Origin of the sequence: Streptomyces sp. NPDC050625, assembly GCF_040654755.1 — a bacterium.
In the GTDB taxonomy this organism is placed as follows: domain Bacteria; phylum Actinomycetota; class Actinomycetes; order Streptomycetales; family Streptomycetaceae; genus Streptomyces.
This window is the reverse complement of the sequence record NZ_JBFAIQ010000046.1, coordinates 1-16,298: the sequence shown is the minus strand read 5'-3', so window position 1 is coordinate 16,298 and position 16,298 is coordinate 1. Positions and strand designations below refer to the sequence as shown.

Sequence of the window (16,298 nt, the reverse complement as noted above, 5' to 3'; positions counted from 1 at the left end):
CTTCCCATGTCCCTGTCCGACAACGACCGATGGCTGCTCAGCTACTACCGCAGTTCGGAGATCAACGCCGCCCTGTTCTTCGGACGGGTCTCCCGCATGGTGCGGCCCGGCAAGCTCCAGGCCGAGGTCACCCACCACTTCGCCGACGAGGCCAACCACGCCCGCTACTGGAACGAGTGCATCAACGATCTGGACTCCCTCCCGATCAAAATGCGCGAGTCCTACCAGGACCAGTACCTGGAGGCGATCGGCACCCCGAACAACATGATGGAGGTCATGGCCATCACGCAGGTCCTGGAGAAGCGCGTGATCGGTCAGTACCACCGGCAGCTCCGTGTGCCTGATCTGCACCCCAGGATTCGCCAAACGATCGAACAGATCATGCGGGACGAGCGCTGGCACGTCCGGTACGTGCGTGACGCCCTGCAGGACATGGCCGACCGCTACGGCGCCGAACACATCGAGGCCACGATCAAGCGGTTCGCCGAGGCCGACCAGGAGATCTACGCCAAGACGCTGGCCGAATACGGGGATCGAGTGTCGTTCCTCGGTGAGACGGGGGCGCCGTGACAGCGCCGGACCGGGTGATGCTGCGGCTGGCGGCCAGCGACGTCCCGCTGCCGGTGGCGGACCTCACCGACGGCGAGGTCGCGCAACTGACCAGGCTGCAGTCTCAGCCCCGCCGTCGCACCTGGCTGACGGCACGTCGGGCGTTACGCAGGGCCCTGGCGAGCGCGGGTTTACCCGAGGACACCTCGGCCTACGCCTTTCCTCACCCCCGCGCCTCCCTGTCCTACGCGGGCGAATGCGCTGTCGCTGCTGCAGTCGGCGGAGACAACCGCGCTGTCCTCGGCCTCGGCGTCGACGTCGAGAACATCCCCGGCCCCGCCCCGCAGACCGCGCTGCTGTTCCTGTCCGAGCACGAGCAGCAGGCTCTCACGGACCTGCCCGCACCGCGGCAGCGGGCGGAGCTGCTGCGCCTGTGGACGGCCAAGGAGGCGCTGTACAAGTCCGACCCGACCCAAACCGGGATCGACCTGCGCCGGTACACCTTGGACCTGCCGCTGGCCCGTCATGGCGTCGCACGGCTGGCCGGGTCCGACGTGGCCGCCTTCCGATATCTCAGTCTCGACCTGCCCCGCGGTGTGCTCACCGTCGCGGTGCTGTTGTCCCAGAACGGAGCAATCACCCGTGACTGACCACAACTTTGCCGAACTCACCGAGAAGATCGCATCGGTGATCGCGCTGCCCGCCTCCAGGCTCACCCCGGACATGACCGTGTCCGACCTTGCTCTGGACAGCATGACCACCGTGGAGCTGGTGGTCGACCTGCAGGAAGACTACGACATCCTGCTCTCCCGGGAGGACTTCGCCGCCGTGCGCACCCTTGGCGACCTCGCCGAGCTGGTCTTCTCCCGGGTGTCCGGCCCGAGCGGGCAGTGAGGCCGGCCTCGATGAATCCCGCCGTCCTGCTCCTGCTGCTACTCGACTTCGCCCTGATCACCGCGTTACCCAGGGTGTTCTTCCTGCGTAGCGGAACTCTCAATGTGCGTTGGTGGTTGACCGCGCTGCCGGTCGGACTGTGCCCCACACTGGTCGTCGCCTGTCAATTGCTGGACTTGCGGCCGGTGACGTCCTCCGCCTGGCTGCCGGTAACGGGGCTGGTCGCGATCGTACTGTTCACGGGGTCGATCGCCTTGATCGCGCTGACCCTCGGCACACACCGGGCGCCGATCGCGCTGTGGCACCAGAACAACGACGATCCCCGGCACATCGTCACCTGGGGCGCGTACCGCCATATCCGGCACCCGTTCTACACGTCCTTCCTGCTGGCGTTCACCGGAGCGTTGCTGGCGTTTCCGCACTGGATCACGCTGGCGTTGCTGATCTACATGGCGATGATGCTCAACGTGGTGGCGGCCAAGGAGGAACACAAGCTTCGTGCATCGGAGTTCGGCGAGCAGTACCACGACTACATGACCAGGACCGGTCGCTTCCTCCCCCGGTGGACACGGCCGGTCGGCCGGAAGGCAAGGACATGACGGCACGGCCCGCAACTCTGATCACCGGGTGCTCTTCCGGCGTCGGCCAGGCCGCCGCCTGGCGGTTTCTTCGTGCCGGGCACCCGGTCTACGCCACCGCCCGCGATGTCGGAACGCTGTCGGAACTGGACCAGGCCGGGGCGGTGACCCTGGCCCTGGACGTGACCGACGAAGACAGCATGACCGCTGCGGTCACGCGTGTCGAGGCCGACCACGGCGCCGTGGGCATCCTGGTGAACAATGCCGCCTACGGCATCCAGGGAGCGGTAGAGGCGGTCAGCGTCGACGACGCCCGGAGACAGTTCGAGACCAACTTCTTCGGCCTGGCCAGGCTGACGCAGATGGTCCTGCCGGCGATGCGAGCCCGCCGCAGCGGCCGGATCGTCAACGTGTCCTCGATGGGCGGGCATTTCTCCCTACCGGGAGCGGGATTCCTGCACGCCTCGAAGTACGCGGTCGAGGCGCTGTCGGACGCGCTGCGCCTGGAGGTGCGCGGATTGGGCATCACTGTCGTCATTGTGGAGCCCGGTCCCATCCGCACTCCGTTCCCGACGAAAATCAACGCCACGATCCCACCCCCGGACGGCGGCCCCTACGACCGCTTCCACACGGCTGTCGAGGCCAGGGTGAGCGCTGCATACGAGCCGAAACGACTGAGCATGGCCCTCAGTGCCGATCGCGTGGCCCAGGTCATCGAGCGCGCGGCCATCCGCAGCCGGCCCCGCGCTCGGTACCCGATCGGCGTCATGGCCCACGGCCTGATCGCGCTGCGTCGGTTCCTGCCGGACGCCGCGATCGACGCCATCACCCAGACCCAGTTCCCAGGCCCCACGGCCTGACTATCACAGGAGCAGTCGCATGAGCATTCCTGCAGAGGTACAGGCATGAGCCGGTTCGTTGACACCTTGGTCACCACGGCCCAGCACACCAGCCGCGGCATAGTGACCGGTGAGCCCCACCACCCGCGCAGGCAGACCTGGGGGCAGGTACACGCCCAAGCGCGCGGAGTGGCGACCGCCCTGGTAACGAAGGGGCTGCGCCCCGGTGGCGCCGTCGCGGTGCTCGCCGCCGAGCCCGAGCTGGTCGCCCCCGCGGTGCAGGGTGTGTGGCTGGCCGGAGGCAGCGTCACCATGCTGCACCAGCCCACACCACGCACCGACTTGGCCGAGTGGGGCCACGGCACCCTGCAGGTGCTGGAGATGATCAGCGCCGACGTCGTGCTGCTCGACACGTCCTTCGCTCCTGTCGCATCGACGCTCGCGGACAAGGGCATCCGCCACCAGCTCCTGACCGAGGCGGTCGACACACCTCAGCCCTACGGCACTCCGATTCCCGTGGCGTCCGGAGAGCAGGACACCGCGCTCCTCCAGTTGACCAGCGGCACCACGGCAGTACCGAAAGCAGTACGTATCACCCACGGCAACCTTCTCGCCAACATCACGGCCATCGCCGAACGCGGACAGCTCGATCCCGACCAGGACGTGATGATGTCGTGGCTGCCGTTGTTCCACGACATGGGCATGATCGCGTTCCTGACCGTGCCCATGACGCTGGGCCTGGAGCTGGTGAAGATCACCCCGGCTGATTTCCTGGGCTCCCCCCTGCTGTGGCCCACTCTTCTGGACAAGTACCGCGCAACGATCACCGGCGCCCCCAGCTTCGCCTATGCGCTCCTGCGTAAACAGCTGGCCAGAGTGCGTGATTCAGCCACCTTCGACCTGTCGTCGCTGCGCATCGCACTCAACGGCGCCGAACCCATCGACGAGGCCGTCATCCGCGGCTTCACCGAAGTCGGCGTGCGGTTCGGCCTACAGCCCGAGTGCGTGCTCGCCGCCTACGGACTGGCCGAAGCAACCCTCGCCGTCAGTGCCGCACAGACTGCCGGCGGCCTGCTCGTCGACGTGGTGGACGCGAGCCGCTTGGACGAGGACAACCTGGCCGTGCCCGCCGCAGCCGGCTCACCCACGCGACAGTTCAGCCGTCTCGGAGCACCGCTGCGCGGACTGGAGGTGCGGGCGGCCAGCCCCGACGGCACCCTGCTCGGCGCACGGCAGGTCGGGGAACTGCTGGTCCGCGGGGAGTCCGTCACACCCGGCTACCTCACCGTGGACGGTCCGCTGACCACCCAGGACGAGCAGGGCTGGCTGCACACCGGGGACCTGGGCTACCTCGCCGACGGTGAGGTCGTGATCTGCGGGCGCAGCAAGGACGTCATCATTATGGCAGGCCGCAATATCTATCCCACCGACATCGAACGCGTCGTGGGATCCGTCGAAGGTGTCCGCGCAGGCAACACTGCCGCCGTCCGGCTCCACGCGGGAACCAGACGAGAAGGCTTCGCCATCATCGCAGAGTCCCCCCACGCCGGTGACGCCGACGCCGAACTGCAGCTGGCCCAGGAGATCATCAGCCGTACGGTGGACACCGTGGGCGTGCGTCCGACCACCGTGCAAATCGTCGAGGCAGGCAGTTTGCCAAAGACCCCCTCTGGAAAGCTGCGCAGGGCAGAAGCTGCTCGACATCTCTCAAGCAGCCAGCCCCTCCCTGCGAAGGCGTGAGGATTCAGGTAGTTGCCGTCGTCAGGTTGCCCGGGTCCCGTCCGGTCCGACAGGGCGACAGGGCGACAGGGCGACAGGGCGACAGGGCGACAGGGCGACAGGGCGACAGGGCGACAGGGCGACAGGGCGACGGTGTCACAGCCTGCTGGTCGAGACGATCACGCAGTCCCGGCCCTCGGCGAACGCCGGTTCGACTCATCTGCGTTCTTCCACGGAGAGCGACGCGTGGGAAAGGGACGTCGTCACACGCCACGCAGGCGAAACTGTTCGCGGTTGCGGACGTACCGGACGACCTCGGCGAGCTGACGCACCGGGCAAGATCACACTCCCTGATGCCTTGGCACCGCCAACGAGCGCTTACTGATGCGATGAAGGGGCGGGGCCTCCCGCTTCCGCCGGGTGCGCAGGATGCTCGGCTCAGGCCAAGATCCGAACTCGGGGAGGCCCTCGATGAGTTCACCACCGTATGACGGTGTGCAGTGGGTGGGAATGGACCTGCACCGTCGCCGCTCGGTCCTGGTACGAATGTCGGCCGACGGGCAGCGGCTGGGCAAGATGGTCCGCTTCAACAACGATCCGCCCGGCTCAAGCGGGAGACCGCCAAAGCCGGGCCGCAGCCGAAGGTCGTGCTGGAGGCCACGCTCGGCTGGTACTGGGCCGCCGACACGCTCGCCGAGGCCGGGGCCGAGGTCCACCTCGCCCACCCCCTCGGGGTCAAGGGGTTCGCCTACCGGCGGGTGAAGAACGACGAGAAGGACGCCGCCGACCTGGCCGACCTGCTGCGGCTGGGACGGCTGCCGGAAGCCTGGCCGGCCTCGCCCGAAACCCCAGAACTGCGCGAGATGGTACGCGGGCGGCACAAGCTGGTGCGTCTGCGGACCAGCTGCCGCAATCGGGCCCACGGCGTGATGGGCAAGCTGGGCATCGCCGTCCCGATGAGCGACCTGTTCGGCACCAGGGGCGCGGTGTTCCTCAACGAGCTGCCACTGCCCGCCGGCTACGCGGCCCGACTGCAGGCCCTGCGCACGGTGATGAGGGAACTCGACCGGCAGCTGGCCCGGCTCGATCAGGAGATCGCCGCCCGGCTCGCCGACGACACGGGCTACCGCGCGATCCAGCAGATCGGCGGCATCGGCCCGGTCCCGGCCGCGGTGTTCGTCGCCGAGATCGGCAACGCCACGCGCTTCCCCACCGCCAAACAACTGTGCTCGTGAGCCGGGCTCACCCCACGCCACCGCGAGTCGGACCTGACCGTGCACCGTGGGCACCTCACCAAGCAGGGCTCGACACTGGTGCGCTGGGCGGCAGTCGAGGCAGTCCAACACGCCCCCGAGAACACCCCGATGCGCGCCCACAAGGACCGCATCGAGGCCCGCCGCGGCACCCAGGCACGCAACATCGCCAAGGCCGCCGCGGCCCGCAAGCTGCTCACCCTGGTCTCCTACGGACTACGCGACGGCGAAGTCCGCTGCCTGGCCCGCACGGACCAGCGTGAGCAGCATCCGGACCCACGGCCGACGCGAGACCGTCCCGAAGTCTGGCCCCCTCACGGCGAGGCCGAGTTACTGATTGGTCCCGTCGGCCGTGTGCCGAACCACACCGTGCCGCACGCTGTTGACAGGCCAGTCGCGGCGGATAGATGACTGGGGGCCGGAGCGCCGCCAGCACAGCATCACCCTGGTGATGAGCACACCCAACATGTCCCACCACGCAAGCGGGGACGGGGCAGTACCCAAGTCTCACCTTTATGACGGGCGGCCTCCGCCACCCCGGTGGCTCCAGCACGGCCACCTACTGCCGAGCAGACCGGCAATCTGGATCAGTGATTCCTAATGATCTGCGCGTCCTGGAGAGCTTTGTCGACGCGGTGCTTGTACCGGGTGCGTTCCTGGACGAACACGGTGCGAGTGCGGGTGAAGTCCCGCAACTGCCGGACCGGCTTGGGCGGGAGGAACGAGGCGCGGACCATGCCGCGTTCGGCGAGCTTGGCCAGCCAGACCACGTCCAGCTTGTCGGTCTTCGGGCGCCCCGGGACGTTCTTCACGTCACGGGCGTTGACCAGCCAGCAGTCCAGGCCGCGGGCCTCCAGCAAGTAGAAGAACGGGCGCCAGTACGAGCCCGTCGCCTCCATGACCACCCGCTCGACGCCCTGGCAGACCAGCCGGTCGCCGAGTTCGAGGATCGTGTTCGTGGTCGAGGCGACCGTCCAGACCTTCTGAACGCGCCGGCCCTCGATGGTGTCGTGCGGGACGCGCAGGCAGACCATCCCGGACGCCTTCGCGATGTCGATCGCCGCGACCTTGGCGACCGTGCCGTCGTCGTGGTCTTCTCTCAACTCCTCTATGACGTACCCCAGTTGTGATCGTGCAGGCAGAGACTGCCCGGGAAGCCAAGGGGGTAACGGAGAAGCTGATCGGCGTGCTCAAGGCGACAGTGTGCGGCCCCCTCGGACGGCTCCCTCACCAGACTCCTATGCGGGCTCACAGCCCAAACATCAAGCGGCGTCGGCGGACAGCCCCTGTACCGATTTTCACGCCCGCGGGGATCCTGCTGGCCAAATGTCGTGTCCTGGGGTGTGGGGATGCTGTTGGCACCGTGGTGGCCGGTCTTGTCGTTCCCGGTCGCTGGGGGTGGGAGTCATGTCGTTGCGGCCGGAGGAGTGGCCCGAGGTCCCCGTGGCGACGGCGCGGGTCGCACGGGCAGCGGCAGGACGCGGGGCACCGCCGTTGGCGATGCGGGTGCGGGACGAGCTGGGCGGGCTGTTCGCGGATGCGGAGTTCGCCGAGGCGTTTGGCCGCCGGGGGCGGCGTGGATGGTCGCCGGGCCGTCTGGCGATGGTGACCGTGCTGCAGATGGCGGAGAACCTGACCGACCGCGCCGCCGTTCAGCGGGTCCGGTTCGATCTGTCGTGGAAGTACTGCCTGGGTTTGGAGCTGGAGGATGTCGGCTTCGACGCGTCGGTGTTGTCGGAGTTTCGCACCCGGGTGGTCGATCACGGCCTGGAAGAGCGGGTGCTGGATCTTCTGCTGGCGGCGTTGAAGGGGAAGGGCCTGGTCAAGGCCGGGGGCAAGCAGCGTACCGATTCCACTCATGTGCTGGCGGCGGTGCGGGAGTTGAACCGGCTGGAGCTGGCCGGGGAGACGGTGCGGGCCGCACTCGAGGCGCTGTCCGCCGCGGCCCCCAACTGGGTGGCGCAGGTGCTGGAGGTTGGTGAGTAAAACCGGCGTTACGGGCGGCGGATCGACGCGTACTGGCGCCCGCCCGGCTCCCAGATCCAGCGGGACGAACTCGCTCTGGACTACGGCCGCGACGCGGTGGCTCTGCTGCGGGCGGTCTACCATCCGGCCGCACCAATCTGGCTGCAGGGGCTGCCTGCGGTCCAGGTGTTGCGGCAGATCACCGTGCAGAACTACCTGATCACCACCGACAGCAACGGAGCGGAGGTGGTCAAGCGGCGGGAGGCGGACAAGGACGGTCTCCCGCCTGGCAGAATCCGCTTGACCTCGCCCTACGATCTCGATGCCCGCTACGGCACCAAGGAAGATCTGCACTGGACCGGGTACAAGCTGCATATCAGCGAGGTCTGTCAGCTGCCCCGGCCCGACGACGGGGTGCCGCGGCCAGGCCGGCGGGTACGTCCCCCAGTCCCGAACGTGATCACGCATGTCGCGACCACGGATGCGACCGTGCCCGATGTGAAACTCGTCGAGCCCGTACATCAGGTTCTCGCCGACCGCGGCCTGCTGCCCGCCGAGCACTACCTGGACTCCGGCTATGCGAGCGCCGAACTCATCGTCGGCGCCCAGGCCGCCTTCGGCATCTCCCTGGTCACACCGCTGCTGACGGGCACGTCCCGCCAGTACCGCGAGAACGCCGGTTACCAGCGGGAAGCCTTCGCCATCGACTGGGACGCCCGCCGGGCGACCTGCCCCCAGGGCGCCACCAGCCGGTTCTGGAGCCCGGCCAGGCAGAAAGGCCGCGAGGTGATCGTGGTCCGCTTCGACCAGGCCGACTGCGTCCCCTGCCCCGTCAGAGCAGATTGCACCAACGCCACCCGCTGGGGCCGTCAACTCACCCTGCGGCCACGGCCGCTGCAAGAACTCATCCAGGCGAACCACATCGCCCAGGAAGATCAGGAATGGCGGGCGAAGTACGCCCTGCGGGCCGGTGCTGAGGGCACCATCCGCCAGGCCATGGCGGTCACCGGCAGCCGCCGGGCCCGCTATCGCGGCCTCGAAAAGACCCATCTCGAGCACGTCTACTGCGCCGTCGCCCTCAACCTGATTCGCCTCGACGCCTGGTGGAACGGCCAGCCCCTCGACCACACCCGCACCAGCCACCTCGCCCGCCTCGACCTCACTCTCGCCGCATAACTCCATATTTGGCCAGCAGGATCCGCGGGGCGTCACCGCAGGTGAACGGTCGACTCCTCCTATGGTTCGTCAAGTGGCCTGGACGCACTCTGGCTTGGCCTTGACCATCTGGAAGATCTCGCGAGCGAGGTATCGCTTGAGGCAGCGGATGATCTCCTTCTTCGTCTTGCCCTCTCTGGTGCGCCGGGCGACGTAGTCGATGGTCGGCTGGTGGAAGCGCATACGGACGATGACGCGGTAGAGCGCGGAGTTCAGCTGCCGGTGGCCTCCTCGGTTGAGCCGGTGCCGGTCCCTCCTGCCGGACGAGGCCGGGACGTGGCAGACGCCGGCGAGCTTGGCGAACGCAGCCTGCGAGCGGATCCGTTCGGGATTGTCGCCGACCACGACCAGGACTTCGGCGGCGGTGTCCGCACCGATCCCGAACGCTTCCACCAGTTCGGGAGCCTGCTGGCGGGTGAGTTCGCCCAGGAGCCGGTCGTGGTCCTTGATCTCCTCGTCGAGGGCGAGCCAGCGGCGGGCCGGGGAGCGCAGGGAGCGTTTCGCCGACGCCAGCACGCTGGTGACCGTGCCGGGCCGCAGTCCTGCACACCGGTCGATGAGGGTCATCTTCGGCAGGCCCTGGAGCTGTTCGCGCAGTTCGTCAGGGACGGTGACGATGAGGGCCTTGAGGGTGACCATGGCCTGGGTGCGGGCCTTGACCGCGGTGTCGCGGGCGATCTTGGTGTGGCGGATCATCTCCACCGTGCCCTCGGCGCTTTTCGGTGTCGCGGTCGCGGTGCCCGCGAGGACTGCGCGGGCGGCGTTCTCCGCGTCTATGGGGTCGGACTTGCCGCGCTGGCGGCGTACTCTGCGGTCGGGCCGGTTGACCTCGATCACCTTGTGGCCGTGTCGGCGCAGGTAGGAGGCGAGTCCGGCGCCGTAGGAACCGGTGCCCTCGACGCCAAAGCCAAGGACCTGTCCGAACTGGGCAGCCCACTGGGCGAGTTGTTCGTATCCGCCGCGGTCGGCAGCGACGCTGAGGTTGCCTTGGGTACCGCCGACGACATCGACTACGACCGCAGTGTGCACGTACTTGTGGGTGTCGACTCCGACGACGACATTCCCGATCGGCTCGGCCTGCAGGATGCTGGTCATGGCTGTCCGTTCCCCCCATTACCTTCTTGGTGGCCCCGCAATGGGGCGCCCGGCCTCCGGAGTTGGCATGACTTTCTCCCCCTGTCGAACGCATGGCCTGGGGGGTGGTGTCACCAGCCCCGGAGGCACTGACAGACCGCTGATTAGGGGCATGACCACCGGCTTCTTCGCAGGTCGGGAGCTCTTCGTAATGTGGATGGCGATCGGTGCCGAGGGACGGCCGGGCGAGAACGACCAGAGGAAGCGCGTGATCGACATCAGCGAGATCGGCGCCTTCCTCGGCCTGGACGTCGGCAAGGGCGAACACCACGCCACCGCCGTCACCCCGGCCGGGAAGAAGGCCTTCGACAAGCGGTTGCCCAACAGCGAGCCCAAACTCCGTGAGGTCTTCGGCAAGCTCAAGGCCAAGCACGGCACCGTGCTCGTGGTGGTCGACCAGCCCGCCTCGATCGGTGCCCTGCCGATCGCGGTCGCCCGCGACCTGGGCTGCGAGGTTGCCTATCTGCCTGGCCTGACCATGCGGCGGATCGCCGACCTCTACCCTGGCGAAGCCAAGACCGACGCCCGCGACGCGTTCATCATCGCCGACGCAGCCCGCGCGATGCCTCACACGCTCCGCTCCATCGAACTCGCCGACGAGACAGTCGCCGAGCTGGAGATGATCGTGGGCTTCGACGACGACCTGGCCGGCGAGGCCACCCGCATCAGCAACCGGCTGCGCGGCCTGCTCACGCAGATCCACCCGCACCTGGAGCGAGTCCTCGGCCCCCGAATCCAGCACCCGGCCGTCCTGCGGCTGCTGGACCAGTTCGGGTCCCCGGCCCAGATCCGCAAGGCCGGACGCCGACGGCTGGTCAGCCTGATACGTCCCAAGGCCCCGCGCATGGCCGAGCGATTGGTCGAGGACATCTTCACGGCCTTGGACGAGCAGACCGTGGTAGTGCCCGGCACCGATGCGGCCGCACTGATCGTCCCCAGCCTCGCCAACTCGCTCCAAGCCGTCCTCGACCAGCGCAAACTCCTTGCCACGCGGATCGAGGAACTGCTGGAGGGCCACCCTCTTTCGAAGGTCCTGACGTCCATGCCAGGGATCGGCGTCAGGACCGGAGCGAGGATCCTCATCGACGTTGGCGACGGCAGCAACTTCCCCTCCGCCGCCCACCTCGCGGCCTACGCAGGTCTCGCTCCCGCGACCCGCAGCTCCGGCTCGTCGATCCGCGGGGAGCAACCATCCCGGCGAGGAAACAAGCAGCTCAAACGGGCCTTCTTCCTGTCCGCGTTCGCAGCCCTGGCCGACCCGTTCTCCCGGACCTACTACGACAAGAAGATCGCTCAGGGAAAGCACCACACCCAAGCCCTCCTCTGCCTCGCCAGGCGACGAGCCGACGTGCTCTTCGCGATGCTCCGCGACGGCACCTTCTACGACCCCCAACCCGCCCCCACGGGTTGACGAAACCCATAGGGGCACCCCCCGGAAGCGGCGGTCAGCGCGAGACCGCCGGCCGGGCGGGAGGACAGGACTGTGACGAGCGCCCGGCGGTGCAGGCTCCTATTCGGTCACTGCCCGCGCGGCCGGCGGCCCGCATCGAGCCCGCCGCAGCAGCGACCGACAGATCAACAGCCAGGACACCCGAAGGGTCGGTCGTAACAAGGGTCAGGCCACCACTGCGGCGGTGATCCCATCCTCACAGTCGAAGCAAGATCCGACTCTGCCCATCGACTGCACGATGCCCAGTCTGCGGCAGGCCCCCTTGAACTTCTGGGAGCAGTATTCAACCGTGCGCTGTCCGCGGCCCGGCACCGGTCGAGCGCGGCGTCGCACGCCTGAAGTCCTGGCGCATCTTCCGCAGATCCCGGTGCAGCCCGAATCGAATGACGTCAATCGCTGCTGCCGTCCTCACGCTGGAGCGGCAACGCTGAAAGAGCTCACGGAGTCCCGGGTCGGGGCGGCGAGGAGTCGCTCATCGGCACGTGTCGCCTCCCCTCCACTGCCGGGGACCGGGTCGCGCACCGCGCGTGCGTCCGTCGTACCCCCGGTTGGAAGAAGCCACCCCTCCCCCGCACCGTCTCGCCGTCATGGCGCTGACTGCGGGCACCGCAACGGGCGCCCGTTTTGGAGTGGTTGCAGCCCTTGGTCGTATCCCGGCCAAGGGTCGCACGCCTGCAACGACTCTGACCTGCAAGGTTTCGAGGGAGGAAGAGTTGACGGCGGGACGTTGATCCGTGGCCAGCCGAAAGACGTTCTACAAGGCGAGGCTCGCTGCTTCAGGCCTTTTCTGCAGACATGTGACTAGAGGATGATGAAATGCCTGGCACTTTCCATGGAACTTTGAAAATCACAGAAAAAGACTATTATCTTTACACGGAGCTTTTTGGTGAGAGGAAATTCGATCAGATTACAGGGCTTCCCATGGAGGGGCCATTTGACAGGAATTGGTTCGGACCAGGCTTGAATTTGCATATGGCATTTAAAGATTCCGGCCGCCCGGAGATTGAATGGAATCGAGAGTTTAAGTGGAACAATTCCGGCCCCCCAAAGGCGACGACATTTAAGCAGCCGTGGACTGAAGACTGGGCGCAGGAGACAATGGCGACCGGGACGCCAGCGGCACTGCGGCTCGCCCTCAAGGCCCAGGCACGGGGGCCCTGGCCTGGGCACCAGGCGACCCCGGCCGAGCTCCAGGAATGGGCGGCTCAGGCCCTGGCTCAGGGCCAGAAATGCGCGGCCCGGGTCCAGGCACGGGCGACCGAGGACCAGCACCAGGCACGGGCGGCACAGGCACGGGCGGCACAGGCACGGGCCCAGGGGGCGCCCCCAGCATGGCTGACCCACCCCCACGGCTACTCATGGGCGCCCGAGAACACGCACCAGGCACCGGCGGCACAGGCACGGGCGGCACAGGCACGGGAGCGACAGTCGGGTAATACGCCCGCGTATCCGCCGCCGCATGCCTTGCCGCTGCACGGTCTCCGACCGTACGCGAACATGACTCTTCCGAATTACACCCCTGCGTCTGATGGTGCGCAGCGGTTTGGCCCCCCTGCCAGGCCGCAACCGACCGCTGCCCCGCCGGCAGGCCGAGGCTCCAACGCCGGGAATGCTGGGTACCCTCCAGCGGGCAGGGGCAGGCGTTGAGTTCTGTCATGTGGCCACCGATCAGGTGATGAACAGGGCCAGAACGCACGAGGCTCCCCTGCCGTTGCGGGAGGCGTTCGACGTCTCAACTCTCCGGCGCAGGCTCCTTGTTGGTTCCCTACAGCGTGTTCCAGAGGTCCGTGGAACGGGTATGTCGGGCACTTCGCGCGAGCTCGTCGATCATGTGGCGAGGCCAAGGTTCATGAGGTGGCCCGTGCCTGCCGCTGTATCCTCTCCTATTCCCGCAGTGCTGGTGAAGCTGGGTCCGCTGGACGGCGGCCGGGTCGCCGACCTGCGCCCCTGCCTGGACCTGGTGCCCGACGCGCGTGCGCGGCGGGGCCGTTGGTACTCGCTGACCGCCATCCTCCTCATATGTGCCTGTGCGGCCGTCTCGGGAGCGAGGAGCGTCGACGAACTCGCCGAGTGGGCGGAGCGGGCCTCGGACGCCCTGCTGGCGGCCGTCGGCGTGCGCCGTCATCCGCTCCAGTGGCGCCGGACTCCCTCACGGACCACGATCGGGCGTGTCCTCCAGGCTGTCGACGGTGACGCCCTGGACCGGGCGGTCGGCGCCTACCTCACCGGCCGGCACGACGCCGCCGGGGCCGGGTCCGGACCGCGTCGCGTGATCGTCGTCGACGGCAAGGCACTGAAGGGATCGGCCCACCTGACCGCCACCCGCCGGCATCTGCTCTCCGCGGTCACCCACCACCGGGCCGTGGCCCTCGCCCAGGCGGAGGTAGGAGCGAAGACGAACGAGACCACGCACTTCCGGCCCCTGCTCGAACCGCCGGACCTTCAAGGAGCTCTTGTCACAATGACGCGCTGCACTCGGTCCAGGCGAACGTCACCTGGCTGGTCGAGACCAAGAACGCCCACTACATCGCGGTGATCAAAGCCAATCAGCCGACCGCACACCGCCAGCTCGCGGCCCTGCCCTGGCGGGGCATCCCGGTCCAGCACACCACGACCTCCACCGGACACGGCCGCCGCGAGTCCCGCTCCGTCAAGACCTGCGGCATCGCGGACGAACTCGGCGGGATCGCCTTCCCTCACGCCCGTCTGGCCGTCCGCGTCCACCGCCGCCGCAGACAGACCGGCCGACGCGAAACCCGCGAGACGGTCTACGCCGTCACCAGCCTCGACGCCCACCAGGCCGGCCCCGCCGAACTCGCCGCCGCGATCCGCGGCCACTGGACCGTGGAAGCCCTGCACCACGTGAGAGACGTGACCTTCGCCGAGGACGCCTCCACCGTCCACACCGGCACCGCGCCCCGGGCCATGGCCACCCTCCGCAACCTTGCCATCGGCCCGCTCAGAACCCTGGGAGCCGACAACATCGCCAAGACCACCCGCGCAATCCGCGACCAACCCGAACGAGCACTTCCACTCCTGGGCATCACCAACAACCCGGGAACCGAGGGAACTTGATCAAGCCCTGCAGTTCCGCACGGCGCTTCGCGCCTCCGACGGTGGCGGGAACAAGGACCTCAGCAATCCTCATTCTCCCGGGTCAGAGGCGCTTTCTGCTCTCTTGATCACCAGCCGGACAGCCCACCTCGTGAAGCGCGGGAGTGTCCAATAGACGGCGGATCCGATGATCAAGGAGACACCTGATGAGCGAGACCATCACCGAGCACGAGGCCGCGGAGGAGCCGGTCGTCGAGTCGGCCGCGGAGGCGGTCTCGGACGAGCAGTTGATCGCGATGCTGGTCGACCGAGCCCGCTCCGACGGGCTCCAGCTGACCGGGGAGGGCGGGCTGCTGCAGCAGTTGACCAAGCCGGGTACTCGAGTCCGCCCTGGAGGGCGAGATCACCGATCATGTCGGCTACGACAAGCACGACGCGGCCGGCAGGAACAGCGGCAACAGCCGGAACGGCACCCGCTCCAAGACGGTGCTGACCGATGTCGGCCCGGTCGAGGTGAAGGTGCCCCGCGACACTGCGGGCACCTTCGAGCCGCAGATCGTCCGCAAGCGGCAGCGCCGCCTGACGGGCGTGGACGAGATGGTGCTTTCCCTGTCCGCGAAGGGCCTCACGCACGGGGAGATATCGGCTCATCTGGCCGAGGTGTACGGGGCAGAGGTGTCCAAGCAGACCATCACCACGATCACGGACAAGGTGATGGAGGGCATGGCGGAATGGCAGGCCCGCCCGCTGGATCGCGTCTACCCGGTCGTGTTCGTGGACGCCATCAATGTGAAGATTCGCGATGGCAAGGTCGCCAACCGGCCCATCTACGTTGCGATGGCCGTCACGGTCGAGGGCACCCGGGACATTCTCGGGATCTGGGCCGGTGACGGCGGCGAGGCGCCAAGCACTGGCTCCAGGTCTTCACCGAGCTGAAGAATCGCGGAGTTGAAGATGTCCTCATGCTCGTCTGCGACGGGCTGAAGGGCCTGCCGGACGCGGTCGAGACGGTCTGGCCCCGCACGGTCGTCCAAACGTGCATCGTTCACTTGATTCGCAACAGCATCCGCTACTGCGCCCGCCAGGACTGGGACAAGGTCGCCAAGGACCTCAAGCCCGTCTACACCGCTCCCAGCGAGGCCGCCGCGACCGAACGGTTCTTGGAGTTCTCCGAGAGATGGGGCACCAAGTATCCGGCTGTGATCAAGCTGTGGTCCGACGCCTGGGCCGAGATGGTGCCCTTCTTGTCCTTCGACGTTGAGATCCGCAAGGTCATCTGCAGCACGAATGCGATTGAGAGTGTGAACGCCCGGATCCGCAAGGCGGTTCGAGCCCGCGGCCACTTCCCCTCGGAGGCCGCCGCGTTGAAGTGCGTGTACATGGCGCTGATGAGCCTGGATCCGACCGGCAAGGGCCGGCGCCGCTGGACGATGCGCTGGAAGGCACCCCTGAATGCCTTCCAGATCGCCTTCGACGGCCGTCTGACCCCCACTGACCATCGATAACTCAACAACCAAGATCAGCCGTTAAGTTGACACACCCGAAAGCGCGAGGCTAGTGTCCTGCGCCAGAGATCCGTCGGCAGAAGCGGGCGAGGGAGTCGAGGATCTCTTCGGCGGTCTTGGTCCAGATGAACGGCTTGGGGTCT

The 16,298-nt window shown here is 67.7% G+C and carries 15 protein-coding genes and 2 pseudogenes; 15 read left to right on the top strand and 2 right to left on the bottom strand.

Features of this window, described 5'->3' with window-relative positions:
• The first annotated feature begins 6 nt into the window (after positions 1–6).
• From AB0I54_RS43975 to AB0I54_RS43940, 8 genes are all read left to right on the top strand, one after another.
• Entirely contained in the window at positions 7–570 is a 564-nt protein-coding gene (locus tag AB0I54_RS43975; RefSeq protein WP_363301983.1) for a ferritin-like domain-containing protein, read from the top strand.
• Complete coding sequence (locus AB0I54_RS43970; protein ID WP_363301982.1) at positions 567–1,199, top strand: 4'-phosphopantetheinyl transferase superfamily protein; 633 nt, start codon at positions 567–569, stop codon at positions 1,197–1,199. Before AB0I54_RS43975 ends, AB0I54_RS43970 begins: the two co-directional genes overlap by 4 nt.
• A complete protein-coding gene (locus AB0I54_RS43965) occupies positions 1,192–1,443 on the top strand; it encodes an acyl carrier protein (protein ID WP_363301981.1) in 252 nt (83 codons plus the stop codon). The genes AB0I54_RS43970 and AB0I54_RS43965 overlap by 8 nt, the downstream gene beginning before the upstream one ends.
• An 11-nt stretch (positions 1,444–1,454) precedes the next feature.
• Positions 1,455–2,042 carry an isoprenylcysteine carboxylmethyltransferase family protein gene (locus AB0I54_RS43960; protein ID WP_363301980.1) on the top strand — a complete coding sequence of 196 codons (588 nt, stop codon included), beginning with the start codon at positions 1,455–1,457 and terminating at the stop codon, positions 2,040–2,042.
• Entirely contained in the window at positions 2,039–2,881 is an 843-nt protein-coding gene (locus tag AB0I54_RS43955; protein ID WP_363301979.1) for an SDR family NAD(P)-dependent oxidoreductase, read from the top strand. Before AB0I54_RS43960 ends, AB0I54_RS43955 begins: the two co-directional genes overlap by 4 nt.
• A gap of 45 nt (positions 2,882–2,926) precedes the next feature.
• Positions 2,927–4,600, top strand: coding sequence for a fatty acyl-AMP ligase (locus tag AB0I54_RS43950; RefSeq protein WP_363301978.1), 1,674 nt, complete (start codon positions 2,927–2,929; stop codon positions 4,598–4,600).
• A 479-nt stretch (positions 4,601–5,079) separates the two neighbouring features.
• Positions 5,080–5,814, top strand: coding sequence for an IS110 family transposase (locus tag AB0I54_RS43945; protein WP_363301977.1), 735 nt, complete (start codon positions 5,080–5,082; stop codon positions 5,812–5,814).
• Between the two features lie 39 nt (positions 5,815–5,853).
• Positions 5,854–6,243 carry a hypothetical protein gene (locus tag AB0I54_RS43940; RefSeq protein WP_363301976.1) on the top strand — a complete coding sequence of 130 codons (390 nt, stop codon included), beginning with the start codon at positions 5,854–5,856 and terminating at the stop codon, positions 6,241–6,243.
• 176 nt (positions 6,244–6,419) lie between these two features.
• On the opposite strand, the gene AB0I54_RS43935 is transcribed toward AB0I54_RS43940, so the two are convergent.
• Complete coding sequence (locus tag AB0I54_RS43935) at positions 6,420–6,935, bottom strand: transposase (RefSeq protein WP_363301975.1); 516 nt, start codon at positions 6,933–6,935, stop codon at positions 6,420–6,422.
• Positions 6,936–7,239: 304 nt separating this feature from the next.
• On the opposite strand from AB0I54_RS43935, the gene AB0I54_RS43930 reads away from it, so the two are divergent.
• Positions 7,240–7,818, top strand: coding sequence for a transposase (locus AB0I54_RS43930; protein WP_363301974.1), 579 nt, complete (start codon positions 7,240–7,242; stop codon positions 7,816–7,818).
• Positions 7,819–7,986: 168 nt separating this feature from the next.
• Positions 7,987–8,973: a transposase gene (locus AB0I54_RS43925; protein ID WP_363301973.1), complete on the top strand. Its 987-nt coding sequence runs from the start codon at positions 7,987–7,989 to the stop codon at positions 8,971–8,973.
• A gap of 69 nt (positions 8,974–9,042) precedes the next feature.
• Here AB0I54_RS43925 and AB0I54_RS43920 read toward each other — a convergent pair whose 3' ends face one another.
• Positions 9,043–10,107, bottom strand: coding sequence for an IS110 family transposase (locus AB0I54_RS43920; RefSeq protein ID WP_363301972.1), 1,065 nt, complete (start codon positions 10,105–10,107; stop codon positions 9,043–9,045).
• A 247-nt stretch (positions 10,108–10,354) separates the two neighbouring features.
• Here AB0I54_RS43920 and AB0I54_RS43915 point away from each other — a divergent pair, with 247 nt between their 5' ends.
• From AB0I54_RS43915 to AB0I54_RS43895, 5 genes and pseudogenes are all read left to right on the top strand, one after another.
• Positions 10,355–11,557 (top strand): IS110 family transposase, encoded by a 1,203-nt coding sequence (locus tag AB0I54_RS43915; RefSeq protein ID WP_363302011.1) that lies wholly within the window; start codon positions 10,355–10,357, stop codon positions 11,555–11,557.
• Positions 11,558–11,904: 347 nt separating this feature from the next.
• Positions 11,905–12,027 (top strand): annotated as a pseudogene (locus tag AB0I54_RS43910) (IS5/IS1182 family transposase); the annotation flags it as partial.
• 1,463 nt (positions 12,028–13,490) lie between these two features.
• Positions 13,491–14,132, top strand: a complete 642-nt coding sequence (locus tag AB0I54_RS43905) for a transposase family protein (RefSeq protein ID WP_363301971.1) — start codon at positions 13,491–13,493, stop codon at positions 14,130–14,132.
• Positions 14,066–14,671: an ISAs1 family transposase gene (locus tag AB0I54_RS43900; protein WP_363302010.1), complete on the top strand. Its 606-nt coding sequence runs from the start codon at positions 14,066–14,068 to the stop codon at positions 14,669–14,671. The genes AB0I54_RS43905 and AB0I54_RS43900 overlap by 67 nt, the downstream gene beginning before the upstream one ends.
• 275 nt (positions 14,672–14,946) lie before the next feature.
• Positions 14,947–16,155 (top strand): annotated as a pseudogene (locus AB0I54_RS43895) (IS256 family transposase).
• Positions 16,156–16,298: the final 143 nt, after the last annotated feature.